The organism is Microcoleus sp. B5-D4, from assembly GCF_036705145.1.
Taxonomy (GTDB): Bacteria; Cyanobacteriota; Cyanobacteriia; order Cyanobacteriales; family Microcoleaceae; genus Microcoleus.
Window position 1 is genome coordinate 35,961 of the sequence record NZ_JAUBTV010000018.1, and the last position, 18,992, is coordinate 54,952.

The 18,992-nt window shown below is 44.8% G+C and carries 15 protein-coding genes; 8 read left to right on the forward strand and 7 right to left on the reverse strand.

Features of this window, described 5'->3' with window-relative positions:
• Both QUB10_RS11410 and QUB10_RS11415 read left to right on the forward strand, forming a co-directional pair.
• Positions 1–655, forward strand: a 655-nt coding sequence (locus tag QUB10_RS11410) for a hypothetical protein (protein ID WP_333202133.1), incomplete at its 5' end; no start/stop codon positions are given.
• Between the two features lie 108 nt (positions 656–763).
• Positions 764–1,279, forward strand: a complete 516-nt coding sequence (locus QUB10_RS11415; protein ID WP_333202135.1) for a hypothetical protein — start codon at positions 764–766, stop codon at positions 1,277–1,279.
• 268 nt (positions 1,280–1,547) lie between these two features.
• On the opposite strand, the gene QUB10_RS11420 is transcribed toward QUB10_RS11415, so the two are convergent.
• The gene (locus tag QUB10_RS11420) at positions 1,548–2,141 is read right to left on the reverse strand and encodes a Uma2 family endonuclease (protein WP_333202137.1); all 594 of its coding nucleotides are present in this window, start codon (positions 2,139–2,141) and stop codon (positions 1,548–1,550) included.
• Positions 2,142–2,332: 191 nt separating this feature from the next.
• Here QUB10_RS11420 and QUB10_RS11425 point away from each other — a divergent pair, with 191 nt between their 5' ends.
• From QUB10_RS11425 to QUB10_RS11435, 3 genes are all read left to right on the forward strand, one after another.
• A complete protein-coding gene (locus tag QUB10_RS11425) occupies positions 2,333–3,733 on the forward strand; it encodes a DUF2157 domain-containing protein (protein ID WP_333202138.1) in 1,401 nt (466 codons plus the stop codon).
• A 109-nt stretch (positions 3,734–3,842) separates the two neighbouring features.
• Positions 3,843–4,559 (forward strand): GDYXXLXY domain-containing protein, encoded by a 717-nt coding sequence (locus tag QUB10_RS11430; protein ID WP_333202140.1) that lies wholly within the window; start codon positions 3,843–3,845, stop codon positions 4,557–4,559.
• Positions 4,560–4,925: 366 nt separating this feature from the next.
• Positions 4,926–6,050 carry a hypothetical protein gene (locus QUB10_RS11435; protein ID WP_333202141.1) on the forward strand — a complete coding sequence of 375 codons (1,125 nt, stop codon included), beginning with the start codon at positions 4,926–4,928 and terminating at the stop codon, positions 6,048–6,050.
• Positions 6,051–6,110: 60 nt separating this feature from the next.
• Here QUB10_RS11435 and QUB10_RS11440 read toward each other — a convergent pair whose 3' ends face one another.
• Complete coding sequence (locus tag QUB10_RS11440; RefSeq protein ID WP_333202143.1) at positions 6,111–6,368, reverse strand: hypothetical protein; 258 nt, start codon at positions 6,366–6,368, stop codon at positions 6,111–6,113.
• A 421-nt stretch (positions 6,369–6,789) separates the two neighbouring features.
• Between QUB10_RS11440 and hemH the strand changes: the two genes are divergently transcribed.
• The gene (gene hemH, locus QUB10_RS11445; protein WP_333202145.1) at positions 6,790–7,953 is read left to right on the forward strand and encodes a ferrochelatase; all 1,164 of its coding nucleotides are present in this window, start codon (positions 6,790–6,792) and stop codon (positions 7,951–7,953) included.
• A gap of 215 nt (positions 7,954–8,168) precedes the next feature.
• On the opposite strand, the gene QUB10_RS11450 is transcribed toward hemH, so the two are convergent.
• Positions 8,169–8,780, reverse strand: a complete 612-nt coding sequence (locus tag QUB10_RS11450) for a DUF4126 domain-containing protein (protein WP_333202147.1) — start codon at positions 8,778–8,780, stop codon at positions 8,169–8,171.
• Between the two features lie 407 nt (positions 8,781–9,187).
• On the opposite strand from QUB10_RS11450, the gene QUB10_RS11455 reads away from it, so the two are divergent.
• Together QUB10_RS11455 and QUB10_RS11460 are read left to right on the forward strand one after the other, a co-directional pair.
• Positions 9,188–10,474 (forward strand): Glu/Leu/Phe/Val dehydrogenase, encoded by a 1,287-nt coding sequence (locus QUB10_RS11455; protein ID WP_333202149.1) that lies wholly within the window; start codon positions 9,188–9,190, stop codon positions 10,472–10,474.
• Positions 10,467–10,631, forward strand: a complete 165-nt coding sequence (locus tag QUB10_RS11460; RefSeq protein ID WP_333202151.1) for a hypothetical protein — start codon at positions 10,467–10,469, stop codon at positions 10,629–10,631. Before QUB10_RS11455 ends, QUB10_RS11460 begins: the two co-directional genes overlap by 8 nt.
• Positions 10,632–10,701: 70 nt before the next feature.
• Here QUB10_RS11460 and QUB10_RS11465 read toward each other — a convergent pair whose 3' ends face one another.
• The 4 genes from QUB10_RS11465 to QUB10_RS11480 form a co-directional block, all read right to left on the reverse strand.
• Positions 10,702–12,201 carry a hypothetical protein gene (locus QUB10_RS11465; RefSeq protein ID WP_333202153.1) on the reverse strand — a complete coding sequence of 500 codons (1,500 nt, stop codon included), beginning with the start codon at positions 12,199–12,201 and terminating at the stop codon, positions 10,702–10,704.
• Positions 12,202–12,365: 164 nt separating this feature from the next.
• Positions 12,366–15,653, reverse strand: coding sequence for a ribonucleoside-triphosphate reductase, adenosylcobalamin-dependent (gene nrdJ / locus QUB10_RS11470; RefSeq protein WP_333202155.1), 3,288 nt, complete (start codon positions 15,651–15,653; stop codon positions 12,366–12,368).
• Positions 15,654–15,861: 208 nt separating this feature from the next.
• The gene (locus QUB10_RS11475) at positions 15,862–16,149 is read right to left on the reverse strand and encodes a hypothetical protein (protein ID WP_333202236.1); all 288 of its coding nucleotides are present in this window, start codon (positions 16,147–16,149) and stop codon (positions 15,862–15,864) included.
• 143 nt (positions 16,150–16,292) lie between these two features.
• Positions 16,293–18,455, reverse strand: a complete 2,163-nt coding sequence (locus tag QUB10_RS11480; protein WP_333202156.1) for a DUF4394 domain-containing protein — start codon at positions 18,453–18,455, stop codon at positions 16,293–16,295.
• Positions 18,456–18,992 lie beyond the last annotated feature (537 nt).

Below are 18,992 nucleotides of genomic sequence, written 5' to 3' on the forward strand. Positions count from 1 at the left end.
ACAACGAGAAGAACAGAGACAACGAGAAGAACAGAGACAACGAGAAGAACAGAGACAACGAGAAGAACAGAGACAACGAGAAGAACAGAGACAACTAGAAGAACAGAGACAACTAGAAGAACAGAGACAACGAGAAGAACAGAGACAGAGACAACTAGAATTACAGAGGATAACAGTAATTAATCTTGCTAGGAATCGAGTCCAACAGCTCTCAGTACAGGGAGTGGTAGAGTTAGAGCTTGCTAAAGAGTTTATTAGGGAATCGGCGTATTGGGATCATCCTACTGGTTCTCTAGTTCGTGCGCCGAAACACGCTAACCGCATATATGATAACAATCGAAATAATTGGGTAATCGATTTTGGAGCTAATTCATTTTTAGTTGGTGCTGCCATCTATCGTTGTCAACAAGTTTTATTAGAGTTTCTGGAAAAAGCTGAATGTAGAGACGTGATGCCTATACTTCAACTTCGAGAAAAATTAGAACTTATTGTTCGAGGGTCAGTATCTAATCACGGAGGTGATGAATACAATGGTTATTATCCTGTGGATGACAATTTCATGCGATTTGGGACTCAAGCTATCAATATTTACGATTTTGTGAATTTGATTTTTAGCAAAGGTGGTATTGATAACCGCTTAACGAGTTTGATATAGATAACCTCGGTATAGGTTACGAGAGATGAGGAGAAGTGTTATTTGAATGACAGTGTTATAAGATATACTTGAAAGACCATTTAAAAAATAGAGGCAATTCGGAAACAAATGCAACCACAAGAACACAAGAAAGAAGTAGTTAAGGCTGTCAGAGCTAAAGTCCAACAGCTCTCAGTACAGGGTGAGGTAGAGTTAGAGCTTGCTAAAGAGTTTATTAGGGAATCGGCGTATTGGGATCATCCTACTGGTTCTCTAGTTCGTGCGCCGAAACACGCTAACCGCATATATGATAACAATCGAAATAATTGGGTAATCGATTTTGGAGCTAATTCATTTTTAGTTGGTGCTGCCATCTATCGTTGTCAACAAGCTTTATTAGAGTTTCTGGAAAAAGCTGAGTGTAGAGACGTGATGCCTATACTTCAACTTCGAGAAAAATTAGAACTTATTGTTCGAGGGTCAGTATCTAATCATGAAGGAGATGAATACGATGGTTATTATCTTGTGGATGACAATTTCATGCGATTTGGGACTCAAGCTATCAATATTTACGATTTTGTGAATTTGATTTTTAGCAAGGGGGGTATTGATGACTCCTTATTCGATTCGGATCGAGAGAACTAAGGTAGAGGTTGCTACCCTAGATTACTTTATAGATGTTTGACGTTCTAAATCAGGATATGAAGGTTTCCTGATGTGGTTTCAATACTTACAGGCTCTAGGCGGGGAAATACCCCAAATTCTCTCATAGAGCCTTGAACGGATTCAGGTTGCAATCAACCTAAATCCCTATCAGGGATTGAAACATGGCCTTAATCAGGTCGAGGGTGGAGATTTTCACTAATCGGTAGGTGGTTAGATGAATGCTAACCAATTAGCTATCGATCCGCCCTTAAACCTCTCCACTCAAAATCTGTTGAACCGTCAAACTTAGCTGTGGAAACATCGGAGATACGATCGCCTCTCCATCCCGAAACACCCCAACCTCAACATATTGCCCATCCTCAAGCCGCAAAACCGTCACCAATTCTTCTATTGGATCGATCGCCCAATACTCTGCGATGCCCCGCGCTGCGTACTGAGCTCGTTTGCGCTCGTAATCCCGATCCCTGCCCACTCTACCCGGACTCACTACCTCCACAACCAACCGAGGAGGCAGCATATCGAAGGTGATAGTTAGCCTGATTGCTGTCAGCGGAATGTGTTCAGGTTCCAGAATTATCAAATCCGGGTAGCGGTTGGCCGCATCTCCCGATCGCAAAACGGCAACTTGAACCTCGCAATTATGCGTTTTGATCAGCCTGAGTGGCACTAGCCCGCTGCTAGCAAAATAGAAAAATAGATAGTTAGCAATGAAATTATTAGGTTCCGATTCTGGTGGCAAAGCTATTAACTCCCCATCAATTAACTCATAGCGTTGACCCGTATCATTTGAGTAATTAAGGTACTCGTCAAAAGTTAATTTTTTAGATTGAGCTTGTACCATAATATTACATTCCTTGATTTATTCGTTCCTTTCTGCTGGGAGTTTGTTTATGTAGAAACGGTTGGAACAGCCGAAGGATCTCAATCAAATCTGCTGTGCAAGTTCAGCAGGTGTCCCAGCCTCCATCGACAATCAACCCACAAGTGACATATTAATAACTATCACAGTTCAAATCCTCTGGAATATTAAAAATGATTTCAGATAAATTTCGGCGCGAGTTGCGAGAACAAGCCAAACTCTGGCAAGCAGAAGGACTCATCGACACTTCATTCTACCAACAACTTTCGGAACGCTACCAATTCAACACACTCGAAACCGCCTCCCGCAACCGATTCCTCAGCATTCTGATGAGTCTCGGCGGCATTCTCCTCGGTATAGGAGTCATCACCTTTGTAGCGGCAAACTGGCAAGTTTGGTCGCGCGAAGTGAGAGTTGCACTGCTGCTAAGTCTTTTCGTAGCAGTCAATGCAGCAGGTTTCTATCTGTGGCGAATTCCCCCATCCCGAAGCCAAAACTCCCATCCCAATATGCCCGCAACAAAAGGGCGAAACAAACTCCTAGGTGAAGGATTGTTGCTGTTAGGTGCTCTGATTTTAGGAGCAAATATGGCATTGATGGCGCAAATGTTCCATATTGGCGGTTCTTCCTACGGACTTTTCCTTGCTTGGGGAATCGGCGTGCTCGGAATGGCTTACAGTTTGCGGTTGACTTCCTTGGGCGTTTTGTCCGCACTTTTAATCGGTTTGGGCTATTGGCTGGCGGTGTTAGATTGGTCTTCCAAAGTCGAGTTTTCTTGGCTGGAAGTTTTGGTGCGGCAAATGCCGATCGCAGCCAGTATAATGTTTGTGCCGCTGGCTTATTGGTGTCGATCGCGTGCTATTTTTGCCATAAGTGCGATCGCGATAATTTTTTCCCTACAAGTTTCTATCGTCCAAGGGTTAAATCCAACCTGGGGTACAGCAATTTTTTGTGCTTTACCGCCCGCTTTGCTGTGGGGATACGACGATGCAATCTGGCCGAAGGTACGCAGCAAGCTGTTTCAACCTACCGCCCGCAGTTTAGCCCTGCTGTTTCTCGCCGGTTTGTTTTATGTTCTTTCTTTCCACTGGTTGTGGCAAGATTCGCCGAATCCTGGGCAAACTGAGCCGGATTGGGTTTTGCTGGCAAATGTGGCTATTTTGGGCGGTTTCACGGTGTTTGAGTGGCTGCGCTTGGGACGTTTGGAACTGCGGCGACCAAAACAAAAAGCAGTGGATTTGACTACAAGTGCGATCGGCATTTTCATCCTCGCCAGCGCCTTAATACCGCTTTTTCACCTCAATTTTACTCCCCTTCCTCAATTAGCAACTTTTCTGTTTAATGTTTTATCATTTTTGCTCGCTGTCGGCTTAATCCGAGAAGGTTTAGCTTTAGGAAACCGCCAGACTTTTTGGGGAGGCATGGTATTAATCACCCTGCAAATTATCAGCCGAGTCTTTGAATATAACACAGGATTGTTGCTCAAATCTTTTGTCTTTGTTTTGTGCGGAATCGGTGTTATTGCTGCTGGTTTGTGGTTCGAGCGCCACTTCGCAAAAATCCCCGATGAATAGCAGCATTCTACTATAGTGCGATCGTCCCCCTTGCACTGCACTCGGAAGATGATTATGCCGATTCAAAGGTCAACGATATTATTCTGCGAACCAATTCCCAATTCCCAATATGAACACCGAAAATCCAGATTTAACACCTCCAAGTTCCGAAATAGCAGATACCAGCGCTAATCCCCCATCATTCACCCTTCCCCCGGAAGCAAAACGCCTTCCCGCGTGGCGAATGTGGGTTCCTCTACTCTTGCAAATCGGACTAATTGCCGCCGTACCCGCCACCGCCGTTTACACTTTTATAACTGGCAAAACAGTTGTCCTGCAAACAGCACCAGTAGACCCTTACGACTTTTTGCGCGGATATTACCAAGTTTTGAGATATGATATTTCCGATCTCACAAATCTCCAAAAACTCCCCGACTGGAAAGATTTACCTACCGAAAAAAAACCTTGTCCGCCCGGAATTGTTTGTCCAAAAAATACGCACAATCTCAAACCACAAACCAGTTTTTATGTAATCTTAGAAGCGCCAAAAGCCGCGACTAATCTCGGCCGCCCCCAAGCTTGGAAACCCGTCCGCGTCAGTCTCAAAAATCCCACCAATTTGCCCGCCAATCAAATCGCAATTAAGGGCAAATATAACGGTTGGCAGATGGAATACGGCTTAGAAACTTATTATATGCCAGAGGATGAAAGGGAAAAAGTCAATCAGGAGATTAGCGAAGCTCAAAGGAAGCAGCGACAATCATTTTTGGTAGAAGTAAAGGTTGACAAAACAGGCCATGCTGTGCCTGTGAGTTTGTGGGTGCGCGATCGTAATTATCGATTTTAGCTGATATCTCGCACCATTGTCAGCAACAGGCAAGATGCCTGTTCCACAAGAAAATTTATATTTTGTGGAACAGGCATCTTGCCTGTTCCTAAACAAGTAATTGAGAACGGTGCAATATATGAGTTTTAGCCAATCAGGCCAAAAGGTCGATCGGTCTTTTGCCCTGGTTTTGAGTATTTTGGCTTAGGGAGGGGGCGGAGGTTGGGCGATACCCTACCGCAACGGGCCCGCAGGCGCGATCGGGATACCTTCGCTCGCGCGGACATTTCAATTGCCGACAACCCAGAAGAATCTATTAAGATATATAAGACTTGTGCAAATCTTGCCAGTTCAAGAGCGCAAGTCATGACTCTACTGGAGCTTCTCATGTTAGCCGAGCTAATCTCAGCCAGACGAATACTCAAGACCAAACTCCTCGACTTCTTAGGACTTCCCGAAAATTGCCAAGACCAAACCGATCATCTCGTCAACCGAATTGTATCCCTCCTGGAAGAAAATCCAGCCGAACAAGAAAGATTTTGGGAGACATTCAAAAGTGAATTAGCCGTCGATCCCGTTGAATTAGAAACAATACTCAAGTGTTCGCCCGCAGAACGCCAGCAGTGGATTGAACAAGACAAACTCCCTATTTTAGAATACCGCTCTTTCCGCAAATCAGGAATCCATCTAGAATATCCCGTTCACGACCGAAGATTCATCTTAAGTCTAACGCCAACCGATATTAATAATTGGCGCAAAGAACCCAAAGGGCTGATTAAAAATAATCACCAAATACCCACCCCAATCAATACAGAAAAGCCTGAAGAAAACGAACAATCACGACTAGCTTTTAGTTCCGAGTGGGAAAAAATCATTGCCGACTGGAAAGAACAAGGTTCTGCGGAAATTTCAGCAACCTTCCAGCTAGCTTACTGGACAGTGTGGGCGTCGCGGTGGGCCAAAGAAAATCAGCTTAACAGCTTTAAAGCAATTAATAAATATAAGGAAGTCTACGAAACTCACCAGCAGGAATGGTACCAGCGAAAAAATCAAGCAGTCAAGTTACTGATTGAAATGCCCTACGCCATGCTTTACTTCTACCGTCCGGCGGATTCTGACAAATTATATCTCGAACTGTGCGACGACCACCAGGAAATGATGAAAGATGGCTACTTTTGGGATAAGTGGGATTTTTTCTATCAGAACCGCAAACTTGTAAATAAGTGCCGCGAATGTGTGTACTGCGAAACCAAAGATTATTACTCGCTTTACTATCTCGAAATCAAAAGCGACAAGTTTCCCGACTTTAGCTTTTCTTTCCACACGCCGTACACCATCGGCAGAAAATTTTTGCCGCATCCAGAAACGCTACCTTATGTAGACCACGTTGAACAGGACGGCATTTTTCGCTTTGGCCGCCCGCTGCTGGAACAAGAGAAAGCTATTCACACAGAAAAGGATGTATTGCTAAAGTTTGAGGCGGCTTTGGCAGAAGCGAAAAAGTTTGTTTAGTCATTAGTCATTAGTCATTAGTCATTAGTTGACAAGTATAGTAAGATGCGCGCGCCGACCTCAGAAACCTGGTTTCTCCCGATATTTATCGTCACTCAACCCAAAATTCGTAGAAACCCGGTTTCTTCCCCGCGCACTAATGACAACTGTCAACTGACAACTGTCAACTGACTTTTGAACTTGGATTACTTGAATGCTGCCGTCAGCATAAAGTTTTGGTTGTGGAGTTCCTTCGGAATTGTACGATCGCCATCCCACCTCTGCCAACAAACTCCCCAAGTCAGTTTCAGTCTCAAACAACCACAAAAATACAGCCAACCCTGACCTAAATACCGGATTTGTATGCAGAGGAAAATCTACCCAAATGAATAGACCACCGGACTTGACCGCGCGGTATACTTCCTGAAAGATTGTCGCAATTGCGCCAGTTGCATTTCGTGCATCGCAACGCTGCTGTGTACTCCTGTCAAACTGACAGTCGGCAAAAGCTTCTAAATAATAATTGGCTGATGGTACATTTTTCCTTGGCCGTTGTGACCCAAACGAGCATTGCCGCCTACGCTCAAAGCAGCCAGAGGTGCGATCGCAATCCTAGAGACACTGATACCGATAACTTAAATCTCTAAAAATTGTTGCTATAGTCAAAATTATGTATACCTTGCTATCGACTTAAGATATTATTAAGTTATATCATAAAGATAAGTAACAGAACTGAGACGATGGGAGAGCTGTAACCGCTATGGGTCGTGTGGGAGTATTGCTATTAAACTTGGGCGGGCCAGATCAAATCGAGGATGTCCGTCCTTTCCTGTTCAACTTGTTTGCTGACCCGGAAATCATTCGCATTCCGTTTCCGTGGATGCAAAAACCGCTCGCCTGGTTGATTTCGACCCTGCGCTTTCAAAAATCCCAGGAAAACTACCGCCAAATCGGTGGCGGCTCTCCTTTGCGGCGAATTACCGAGGAACAAGCCGCTTCCCTGCAAGAACTCTTGCAAGAAAAGGGACAAGATGCTCGAGTATACGTGGGGATGCGCTACTGGCATCCTTTTACCGAAGAGGCGATCGCCAAAATTAAGCGCGATCGCATCGAACACTTGACAATCTTGCCGCTGTATCCTCAATTTTCCATCAGCACCAGCGGTTCTAGCTTCCGGCAGCTAGAAGAAATGTGGGGCAAAGATCCTGCCCTCAAGGATATACAATATACCGCGATTCCTTCTTGGTATAAGCGGCCTGGTTACATTCAGGCAATGTCGGAATTGATAGCCCAACAACTAGACCACAATCCGAATCCCGATCGAGTTCACATCTTTTTCAGCGCCCACGGCGTCCCCCTCAGCTACGTAGAAGAGGCTGGAGACCCCTATCAGCGCGAGATTGAAGATTGCACTCGTCTGATTATGGAACATTTGGATCGATCGAACGAACACACTCTAGCTTATCAAAGTCGGGTTGGCCCGGTGGAATGGCTCAAACCTTACACCGAAGACGCCATAACCGAATTGGCAGAAAATGGAGTCCAAGATTTGTTGGTAGTTCCGATTAGTTTTGTTTCCGAACACATCGAGACTCTACAAGAAATTGACATGGAGTATCGAGAATTAGCAGAAGAATCGGGGATTGAGAATTTCTACCGAGTGCCCGCCCTGAATACTCATCCGGTGTTTATTGAAGCCTTGGCTGATTTAGTCATCGAGTCGATCGAATCTCCCAGCGTTAAATTCTCCGATGTTATACGCCCTTCCAAAAAAGTGAAAATGTACCCTCAAGAGCAGTGGGAGTGGGGCTTGACCACGGGGGCGGAAGTCTGGAACGGTCGTGTGGCGATGATTGGTTTTGTGGCACTATTGCTAGAGTTAATTACGGGTCAGGGCCCGCTACACTCGATCGGATTGCTTTAAATTGACAGTTGACAGTTGACAGTTGACAGTTGACTGTTGACTGTTCACTGTTGTTAAAAAGGACTAATGATATAAAATCCGTTGGTATCGGAATTATTCATCTCTCTCTTCTCTTCCTCTGCGCCCTCTGCGCCCTCTGCGGTTAAATCATTCCGAAACAACCGTAAACGATATGACTAATCACCAATAACTAATCAGCAATAACTAATCACTAACTAATCAGGATCGCGCTTGTGGCGGCGGGGATTTCCCCTGTCACCCGGTATTCCCTGACTTTTGTACCAGCGATACCACTCTTTTGAACTGCGAATTGCCAGCCACAGCAGGATCATAGCAACTAACCCTCCCTGTCGCGGTGCGTCAAAGGCAAACAAAACCAAGGAAATGCACAGAACATCTTGGAGGAAAATCACCCAAATCGGCAAACCCTGCAACCGGTAAAACCATCCCGCTTGTACCAGTTGCAGCACTAAAGCCAACAAACCTCCGACAATACCAATTATCCACAGCATCCAAGGGTGAGCAATAATTTCCTCGATCGAACTTACCTGAGCGATCGAAATTCCCATAATTGCTCCTACAATGGGGCTGAAAATAATTTGCACAATTTGCAGTACCCGCTGTCCTACAAAGGTTTTAGAAGCAAATAACTCTAACAGCGACCAACTCACCAAGATGGTGATAGCCACCTGGGGGGGAACCCCCGACAATAAAGGTATTTCCGACCAAAGTTTGTCAATCCGCAACAAACCAATTAACAGCAGGGGCAGGGCAATTCTCATACCCCCTGCCGCAGACGCAGAGAGTGCGGCTAGGAGTCCAACCATAATAATAATTCAGTTTCTAACGTCAGCTAAAGCCTCGATCTATTTCAGAATTTAATTCCCCTGATGGCTGCCAGTGATTTGAGCGATCGAACTCAAATTGCGGCTTGAGCTTAAATATCACCCTCTATTGTAAGTGTATCTGCTTAATCCTGCTTGGCACTGCGATATTGTCGATCGACACAAGGCAGTTTGTGAACAGTTAACCGTTGACAGTTGACAGAATTCAACCTGGATTGTGATTAAATTAAAATGTATAGGAAAACCAGTAGATCAGCCGAGACACTTAAAATTAAGATGTCAGCTATTCTTGCTTCTTCCCTCTGACTTCAAAATCTGACGGACACTAAATAATTAATCCGTGTATCCGTGTCAAAATCCGTGTCGTGCTTTCCTTCTTCCTTCCAATTATGTCTGAATCATTATTTGCCGATGCCAGCCGCCGATTAGAACGAGCCTTAAAATATGTGTCCCTTTCCGAGGATACGATCGAAAGGCTGAAACACCCCAAATCCAGTTTAATTGTATCGATTCCCGTGCGGATGGACGACGGTTCCCTGCGAATTTTCCAAGGTTATCGGGTGCGCTACGACAATACCAGAGGCCCGTCTAAAGGAGGAGTGCGCTATCATCCGGGAGTATCCCTTGATGAAGTGCAATCCTTAGCATTTTGGATGACGTTTAAATGTGCAGTTTTGAACTTGCCCTTTGGAGGAGCAAAGGGCGGAATTACTCTCAATCCCAAGGAATTGTCCAAACTGGAATTGGAACGGTTGAGCCGGGGCTATGTCGATGCGATCGCAGATTTCATCGGCCCCGATGTCGATATTCCCGCACCGGATGTCTACACCAATCCCATGATTATGGGTTGGATGATGGATCAGTACAACATTATTAAGCGGCAGCTTTCTCCAGCGGTGGTGACTGGAAAACCAGTGACAATTGGCGGCAGTTTGGGCAGAGATACGGCCACAGCAATGGGTGCTTTTTTTGTAATACAAACTATTCTACCCAAATTTGAGCTAACTCCTCAAGATACGACTGTAGCAGTACAAGGTTTTGGTAATGCAGGTGCAGAAATAGCAGAACTGCTCTGGAAAGCAGGTTACAAAGTTGTTGCTGTCAGCGATTCCCAAGGGGGAATTTATGCTAAACAAGGTCTGGACATCCCCAGTATTCGAGGATTTAAAGATTCTAACAAAGGTATCAAAGCTGTTTACTGCGAAGGTTCTGTTTGTAATATTATCGAACACGAAATCTTGACAAATGAGCAACTTTTAGCATTAGATGTAGACGTGCTGGTTCCAGCAGCTTTGGAGAATCAAATAACAGAAGCCAATGTTAATGATATTAAGGCTAAGTTTATTTTTGAAGTAGCTAACGGGCCGATTGATTCGGCTGCTGATTTGATTTTAGAAGCGAGGGGAATTCAGGTAATTCCTGATATTTTAGTCAATGCCGGAGGTGTAACGGTTAGTTATTTTGAGTGGGTGCAAAATCGCAGCGGGCTTTATTGGACGCTGGATGAAGTCAACCAGCGGTTAAAGCATAAAATGGTCGAAGAAACTGAGGCAATTTGGAAAAAATCTCAGGAATTGTCAGTTTCCATGAGAACTGCGGCTTACGTGTACGGGTTAAATCGACTCGGAGAAGCGATGAATGCGAAGGGAACGCGGGATTATTATGTGAATGGTTGAGGGAAGTGCGGTAAGATTGTGCGATCGTACAATCTTACCGCAGTTATTCGAGAAGACTGCAGTCTACGAACCGACTTGGCAAAACTTGGCTTTGAATTATTGGCAAATTTTAGGTTTGCACGCCGCAGTTTATTTGACCGCCACTTTGCTGCTTTAAAAGACGAAAGATGTTTTTAAATAGAGATTTTACATAGAGATAAATGATATTACTGTTGATTTGTGAGTAACTAGCTGCGTATACTATCTAATGTGAACGAGAACTTTAGCTTAGGTATTCCGCTTGCCTGTAAGCGACTTGTGATAATATCTACAACTGCTTTATATGACATATCATCTTTAGAACCAAATGGGATGCCTGCTTTCCATTTCCCATTTAAGGTGACAGTCAGTGTCGCAGGTACTATAAATCTTCGAGGCGATACATAGGCTTTGCTTGTATATCTTTCTTCTGCGTTTAGGTTTACTTTAGTAAAATCCGACAGGTAAGTTTCTAGCAGTAACCAAAACACTCTATCTACTGTGGCTGCCAAATAAACTTCTGGGAGATTCCAAAGAAATGGCTTGATAAAGACAGTCATTCTTGTATCTGCGATGTTGTCTATGTAATTATCATCTTTTGGTATGGACTCTAAATACTTGTTAACCCGATAAAGATTTAAGTCAAGACCGCGTTCCGTTAACAATGCCGTCATATATCCTTTCTTATCAGCAAGGTTAGCTAGCCGGACAAGAAGACCCGTCTTACTATCGCGTAGATTTCTGGTATCTGTTGGCAATACTTGCGGCTTACTTACTAGAGCGATTTCTTCATTAAATAGTAGTTTAACCAAATCTTGTTTATAAGGATATATTCGTTCTATTGCCTTGCGACAAAACTCATGATATGGATAATCTCGGTTGTCAGGAGCTAAAAATACCCCTGCTTCGCAGTTAAGTAAACACTTATTTTTTATAATAACTAAAGAAGCTTCATCCACAGCCCTCATATCTACATTAGCCAGTTTAGTTAACTCATAGTCTTGAATGTATTTTAATGCTTCTTGCCATATTCCACATACTTCTATAACGAAGCCATTAACTAATAATACTTTGACTGAATATTCAGCCCTGTTTTTGTATTTAGAAGACGACTCCCAGTTTTTTGAATAATTACTGCGCTTCCTAAAAATATTTCTGATGAAACGTATCGCTGAGTTCCCGCTTGTCCCGGTCGATAATTCGCTTACATTTATGCAAATATGTATCACAGTCAAAGGCAAAATAGCCTTCTTAACTCTCCCATTATCTCGCCAATACAGAGAATCTTCTATGAACTTCAGGTCTTGTTTTCGGGCTGATTCTACACCTAATATAAAACTGTAAGGGGCAAGGTTAGCTAGCGTTTCCCGTAAAAGTGTTTCTGTTGGACGTAATTTCTTAACCTTGACTTTAGTTCCATTCAACTGCGGGCTGTGCTGCTCAATACGCTCCTGTTCTGTAGCATCAAGTAGCGATTCAGGCACTAACTCGTAATAGATGGTAAACAGCTTTTTTCGTTGCTTTTGTAGTTGATCGAGTCTGTGGTGGCTGTCACCGGCCCAGCGGGTACGTAGATTCTTTGCTTTTCCTATGTACCAAATTATAAAATTTTCGTCTATAACGTAATATATTCCTGATAGTTCGGGAAGTATAGCTCTGTTCTTTAAACCGATATGGGGTAATTGCAGGATATCTTCGTCTACATTCATGTTTTTGTTCTATATTTGCTGCGACGTATTTCTATAGATCATATTCGCAAGTTCGCCAGCTAATGTCAATAGAGAGCGCAGTTTTTATTTAGCATTTTTGTACAACTCAAAAAAAGAAATCCCCAGGCTTTGGGGATTTCTCATAATTAAGCCGATCGCTAAATCTATTTAGTCTCCGGCATCAAACACTTATCAGAATCGCAGCCTGCCGGCCCCGAATCCATCATTTCACCTAAGTCATAGCGACTTAGTGCCGCGTGAAAAACATCAATTTCGCGGCGCGCTAAAGTCTCTTCCACCATCTTGGTGTAAATTTCCTTGGTCACTGGTTCAAAGGGCAGACGCGGGAAAGTTTCAAGAGCATCAAATCGAGCTAAAAGCGCTGCGGAAATGTAGCCTTCATCATCGCGAATCGCTTCATAAATTCGAGTGCCCAAACTTTCCACTTCATTTTCGCGCAGTTCAATCGTGGCCGAAGTGTTATGTCTGACATAGAACTTTTGCACTTGCATATAAAAGTCCATTTGTGCCGCCGCTGAGAACTTGTTAATGTCAATTTCATCAGCACCGGGCAAGTCAGCCCAACTTACCGCTACAGGTATTTCTACCAGCCATTCTGTACAGCGTTCATCGAAGGGATTGTTCAGCAAATTGCCGTTTTCATCCTTGTCAGATTGAGACGGAATCACGTTGTATCCGTAGTCGATGCAGGCGAGGGCTACGGGGTCGTTTTTGCCGAAAGTGATTCGGCGAATGAAACGCTGGGCTTTCGGCGGATGCCACCCCGGCGAAGCACCTGTCAGCAGAGATTTAGTACCCGATGGTTGAACGGTTGTGCAGCGATTTGGGCGTTTTAAGGAATGGCGATCGCAATAATCCCATACTACCCGATCGACAATCTCGCGCCAACCACTCAAATACTCTTCTTCCCGCTGTTTAAAAGCGATTCCTTGCGGAGTTTGCGGGCGGCCTTCCACCCACCAGCGCAGCCACTCAACGCCAAAAGCATGAACGAAGAAATCGAACAATCCCGTGAAAGATACGCCGACAATCGGGTCTAATTCGCGGCTGTATTGATAGCGGGGTTCAAGAAATGTGTGATTGAGAAGTACCGCGACAGATAGAGCCGCAGCCTTGAAAGCTTCCTCCTGTTCTTTGAAATTGTAAGGGTCAATTTGATTGAGGTGAACCTCCGCCAAATTACAGTTTCCAGTTAGGGTATTTCCGAAAACTCCCTTATGAAACTCTGGTTCGTTGAAGCAGTAAGTATCGTGCAATCCTGGTAATTCTTCGACACTTCTGACGACTTGCCATTTACCTTTGTGTTTAGCATGCGTCCCTTTGCTCACATCTAACCGCTGACAAGGAATTTCACCACAGTCAGTAATTTGCAAGTAATACAAATCCCGACTTCGGACGCCGTAATTAGTAATTGACCCTTGATGAGCGCAAAGATTTAGCGACGAACGAATACCACATTTGGTCAAAAGTAACTGAACTCTGAAAGCGCGATCGCGGTCAGAAATATAAATTCTGATACCATTACTGTGGGTATTCGAGCCGTCCGTATCAGCTAATCCAGCAATAAAATGTAAAATTGCTTGCCGATTCCAGCTCGCAATTACATTTAGTGCTTCTGGGTTAACTTTCAAACTTTTCAGCAACTCTCCAGAAAAGCTCAAGTTAGTTACATCGGTAAAAGCAGGTAAATAGTCATAGCTTCTTTCTGGAGACTTATTTCCTGCTACTGATAATGCCATTTTCTGTTCGTAAAGTCGAACTTTCGCATTGTCATTTTGGTCTGTAGTTCCATCTCCTACAGCCACCCCCAAAGTGTAAGCATAACTTGAATCGATATTCAAGCCATCTTCATACTGAATTGTAAAAGGTTCAGTATGAATGCTATATCGACTTGTATCCATCAAGTCTTTGGTTTGAACTTCTTGGTAAACTTTACCAAAGCGATCCTTGACAAAGAAACGATGATATTCTGTGGCATCCAGATAAGTACCATCAGCAAACTTTACACGATAAAGTTTGCGTCGCCCGCCATTGGTATCACTCGCTGTCTGAAATGGTGTGACTGAGCTCCATCTTTTACCATTCCAAATCTCGATTTCATTCCCAACAACGTCCTTTATTTTATGCAGTCCGTCTCTAGTAATTAGCAGAGTGTCGCCACTGACACAATGAAAATTAGAGCCGATGATTTCACCACACGGGTTTAAGCCCATACGGACTAACCGATGCTCTAACTCGCCAGCAGTCATATTAGGATGGCGTTCCTGCAACCACTCTTTAGCTTTTCCTTCGTCGTAAGCTTTCAAAAATTCAAGTTTAAGACTCGGTGTTGAAAGTAAATCAACGTTAGATCGAGCTACAGCTTCGCCGGCCCATTGAATCGCACCTTCGCCGCTATAATACTGTTTGCGGACAGCATCAATACATTCTTCTAGTGTAGGTTTGGTATGGAAAACTCGCGTATGGTTGGCCATCCGAAGGGCATCGCGTTCTGGATCTATTCTCCAGTTGCCGCTTTCATCTTGTTGCCACAGATTATTTTTAGCATTTGCCCCTAGTTCGTCATCGAAAGAAAACTGACGAATTCCCGCGCTTCGACGAATGTTGCCGGCGACGATCGTGACCGCAGCTTCATCTATCAACACGCAGCATTCAACTGAATTTAACTGCCGCCCTAAAGCTTTATTCAAAATTGCGGCGCAGCGCTGATAAAGGTCGGGCAATTTCACCGGATTTGCTACTCCGCCAAAACCTTTTAAAGGTTCTCCCACCGGGCGAACATCGCTCAAATCGATGAATACTTGAACTTCTCCTGCAAATCTTTCATCTGTGGATAATTCCAGCAAATTTTGATAGGATTGTACCCAACCTTGACGAGAATCTCCGACATAAATAGTTGCGGTTTTTTCGGCTATTTTTACTTCTGTTTCTTGACGGCGCGACTGGGCGGGTGTAGAGCCGATTTCGCCTTGCATGGTTAGGGTTAAACGGTTGCGAATCGGCGGCAGTTGGTTGATATATTGTGGTTCCAAGACTGCGCCGGTGCCGCAGCCCATCATTGCCAAATCCATTAACAAACCAAAGGAACGCCAGTCGAGAATATTTGTTGAGGAACAATTATATGCCCCGGAAAAATTCTCTGGTTGTTCGATCCATTTGCTGCCGCCTACCCACAGCCAGCGGCCTGAAGCGAGGGTTTTGAGCTGGTTTTGCATCCGGTGCAGCAGTTGTGTTTCTTCGGGGGTGAGGTTTCCCAGCTTTTGCAGCCCCTTGACAGTTCGATCGCACACTTCCTCCCAAGTCTCCCTTCCCGTCTCGGTACGGCGGCTGTAAGTCCTAAAAAATACGGGATTGGCGGCGGGTGCTGTTTCGGGGAAATCGGACAGGTTGCGTTTCTCGCTGGCACTCGATCGCTCTAATTCTCTAACCATAGGTTGTGTACTGACGTGTCGGAATAAATCAACAGACTACGAATATACAACAGGATTCAGATTTAGGGTAAAAGGTTAATATATTTGACAATTTGCACTAGATATGGGGCACAGAACTGTACAAACTCGATCGGGCGATCGGCTCAAAACTTGACAAAAAAACCCGATTTCTTCCTGAAACCGGGTGAATCGCAAATCTTGTCAATTGTCAATCCTTTGTCAATAAAAACTCAATATTGGGTAACAGCGGGTCTTGAACAACCCCCACGCCGTTAAAGCCCCAACGTTCGAGTAGCTTTTTTACCTGAGAACCGGAAATCGATTCTACTCCGAATCGATCGGCAACATCAGCAGCGTGGGCATTGAGATAGCTCAAAGCGTCATAGTCTTCGCGAAACATCAGCAGGTAACTCACTGCCGAATCTGGATTGGGATTCGCCGACAGATACTTGCCGTCACTGCGGGAACGTAGCAAGTAAAAAACTTGAGATAACATTTTATCTTGTTTGTCAAAATAATAGATTAACTCAAATTGGGCATTGGGAATCGGGAATCGGGAATTGGGCATTGGTAAATTAAAAAAGTTTAATTATTTTTCTTCCTTCTTCCTTCTTCCTTCTTCCTTATTCCTTCCCCTATTTAAATCAAAGTCAGTGCTAAACCTTTAATCCCTCGCCCGTCACCAATTTGACCGACAATCGAAGCTTGACCGGTCGTCAAATTGATATTGTATAGGCTGGAAACTCCGCCAACCTCGATCGCAGCCAAAGCCGTCTCGTTACCGCCAACACTCCTGACATCAAAGCCGAGAACGGTACCAGCATCAATGCCCAAAGATCCGATCGTATTCAACACCCCATTATTCGGCGGATCTTGCCGCACCAAAACATCTAAATTGGTGTCAATTGCAAACAGCGTTGTCGAATTTGCCCCTGCAAAGTTATTCACATACGCCGCAGCAGCAGCAGCGCCGGGATTGCCAAAATTACGATCGCCCGCAGCATAAGCCAAATTCGCATCGAGTTGAATTCCCCCCGTCAGCGTGTCAAAATCGACAATTGCCCCCGTATCCGGGTTGAGGCGGGCGTTTTGACCGGCTTGATTGACAAACCGAATTCGATCGACTGTCGGATTGAAATCAAAACCCGCAGCCCCCGGAGTTAGGGGAACAGCAAACTGCCCGCTACCGACTGCACTTGCAGCCCCAGTAACTGGATTGATCGCGTACAAGCGATTGCTAGAACCCACACCGTATAGCACACCGTTAGCGGGGCGAAAATCAATTCCCAGCAAACTTTCTCCCGGCTGCAACCCTGTAACTGCCACGTCGCTGAGAATCGCCCGCGGTGCCGCTTCGTTAAAACCGACAATTGTTTCAGCGCCATTTCTAACAGTTAAAGCGTAAGCTGTAGGCAAAGGCAAAGCCAAACCGTTAATCTGTCTCCCGTCGGCAATTTGACCGACAAAGGAAGCTTGACCGCTACTTAAATTAATATTGTACAAGCCGGAAATACCACCAACTTCCAGCGCCGCCACTGCCACCTCGCGGCCGCCAATACTCCTGATATCAAAGCCGAGAACGCTATTCGCATCAACTCCCAAAGATCCGATCGTATTCAACCCTCCATTATTCGGCGGATCTTGTCGAACCAAAACATCGAAATCGCTGTCAATTACAAACAGGGTTGTCGAAGTTCCCCCGGCAAAGTTGTTCACATACGCAGCCCCTGCCGCCGCTGGATTTGACCCAAAATTGCGATCGCCCGCAACATAAGCCAAATTCCCGTCGAGTTGAATTCCCCCCGCCAGCGTGTCAAAATCCACAAGTGCCCCGTTATCCGGGTTGAGGCGGGCGTTTTGATCGGCTTGATTGACAAACCGAATTCGATCAACTGTCGGATTGAAATCAAAACCCGCAGCCCCCGCAGTTAGAGGAACAGCAAACTGCCCGTTACCGACTGGACTTGCTTCCCCAGTCATCGGATTGACAGTATACAAGCGATTGCTAGAACCCACACCGTAAAGTCTGCCGTTAGCCGGTCGATAATCAATTCCCAGCAAACTTTCTCCCGCTTGCAATCCAGTCACGGGCAAATCTGAGATCACACTTCCGGGATTGGAAAGACTAAAACCGACAATCCGATTAGCAGGAGTTAAAGCATAAGCCGTTGTCCGCGCTGGAGGCGGGGGGCTGGGAACAACGCTGCCAATATTATTAGTGAAACTTGCCTGGTTAATTGCACTTTGCCTCACCCCTCTGAGAGTAGCGAGAAATTCTCCTGTTACCCGGTCTTGAATAACAGTATCGTTTCCAGCTTCCAGAATATTTAAGTCGCTAAAACTGACACCTTCGCCCAAACCGATTAAATCTGTACCTGGTACAAAATCGGCGATCAGGTCAGCATTTGCCAAACTAACACCGCCGCTGGTACGGTTCGGGTCAGCCTCCGCGTAGCGCCTCAAAACAAATAGGTCTGCCCCGTCTCCGCCTATCAGGACATCAGTATCTCTATCCCCGGACAAAACATCATTGCCGGAGTTGCCTGATATGGAATCGCTGCCTTTTCCGCCCACTAAAAAATCGTTACCTTCTCCGCCGTTAATAGTGTCGTTCTCTAAATCTCCAAAGAGCGAATCTTGACCTAAATTGCCCTCAATTAAATCGCTTTGTTTCCCGCCATAAATGCTGTCATTACCAGAGTTTCCGGCAATGGTGTCATTGCCCATCAAACCAAAAATCAGGTCATCTTCTGGAGTTCCTGCTAGCAAGTTTGCTTGTGCGGTGTCTCTAATTTCGGCCATTTTCTAATCACCCTCTAAATTTGATACTTCTGTTGCCTAACGGCGGTGGTATTCTCAGTCAAAATATCACAAATTCGCACTTTTAGGAGAGTTTTTCTTATTTTCTACTGTAGGGGTGGGTTGCCAGAAAAGTATTACACGCAGCTAAAATGATATATAAACCCGCCCCCCGATTCAAAGAAACTTACTCCTAAAGACAGATTACTTAGCCGTATTTTATAGTTATATGTCTAGCTGGCGGGCGATCGCAGCTCAACTGCAAACAGGCAAGCTGAAATTGTTAGCGGTGCGAACCTATGAAATTCTGTACTGCGTTCATTAGTAATATACGCTGACTCTCTAATTTTGGATCTGTCCAGTTAGAAAATATTTTTCAACTTTAATCTTAAAGCCTGCTAAGGTGGGCTTTGTCTGTGTAGCGGCCACTACCATCGCTCAATATATCGCTCAATATAAAGCGGATTATCAATGCAGAATTGGCATAATAAGTTAGTTGAACAGTCGTTTTCAGACGACTAAGCTTTCAGGCAGGGGTTT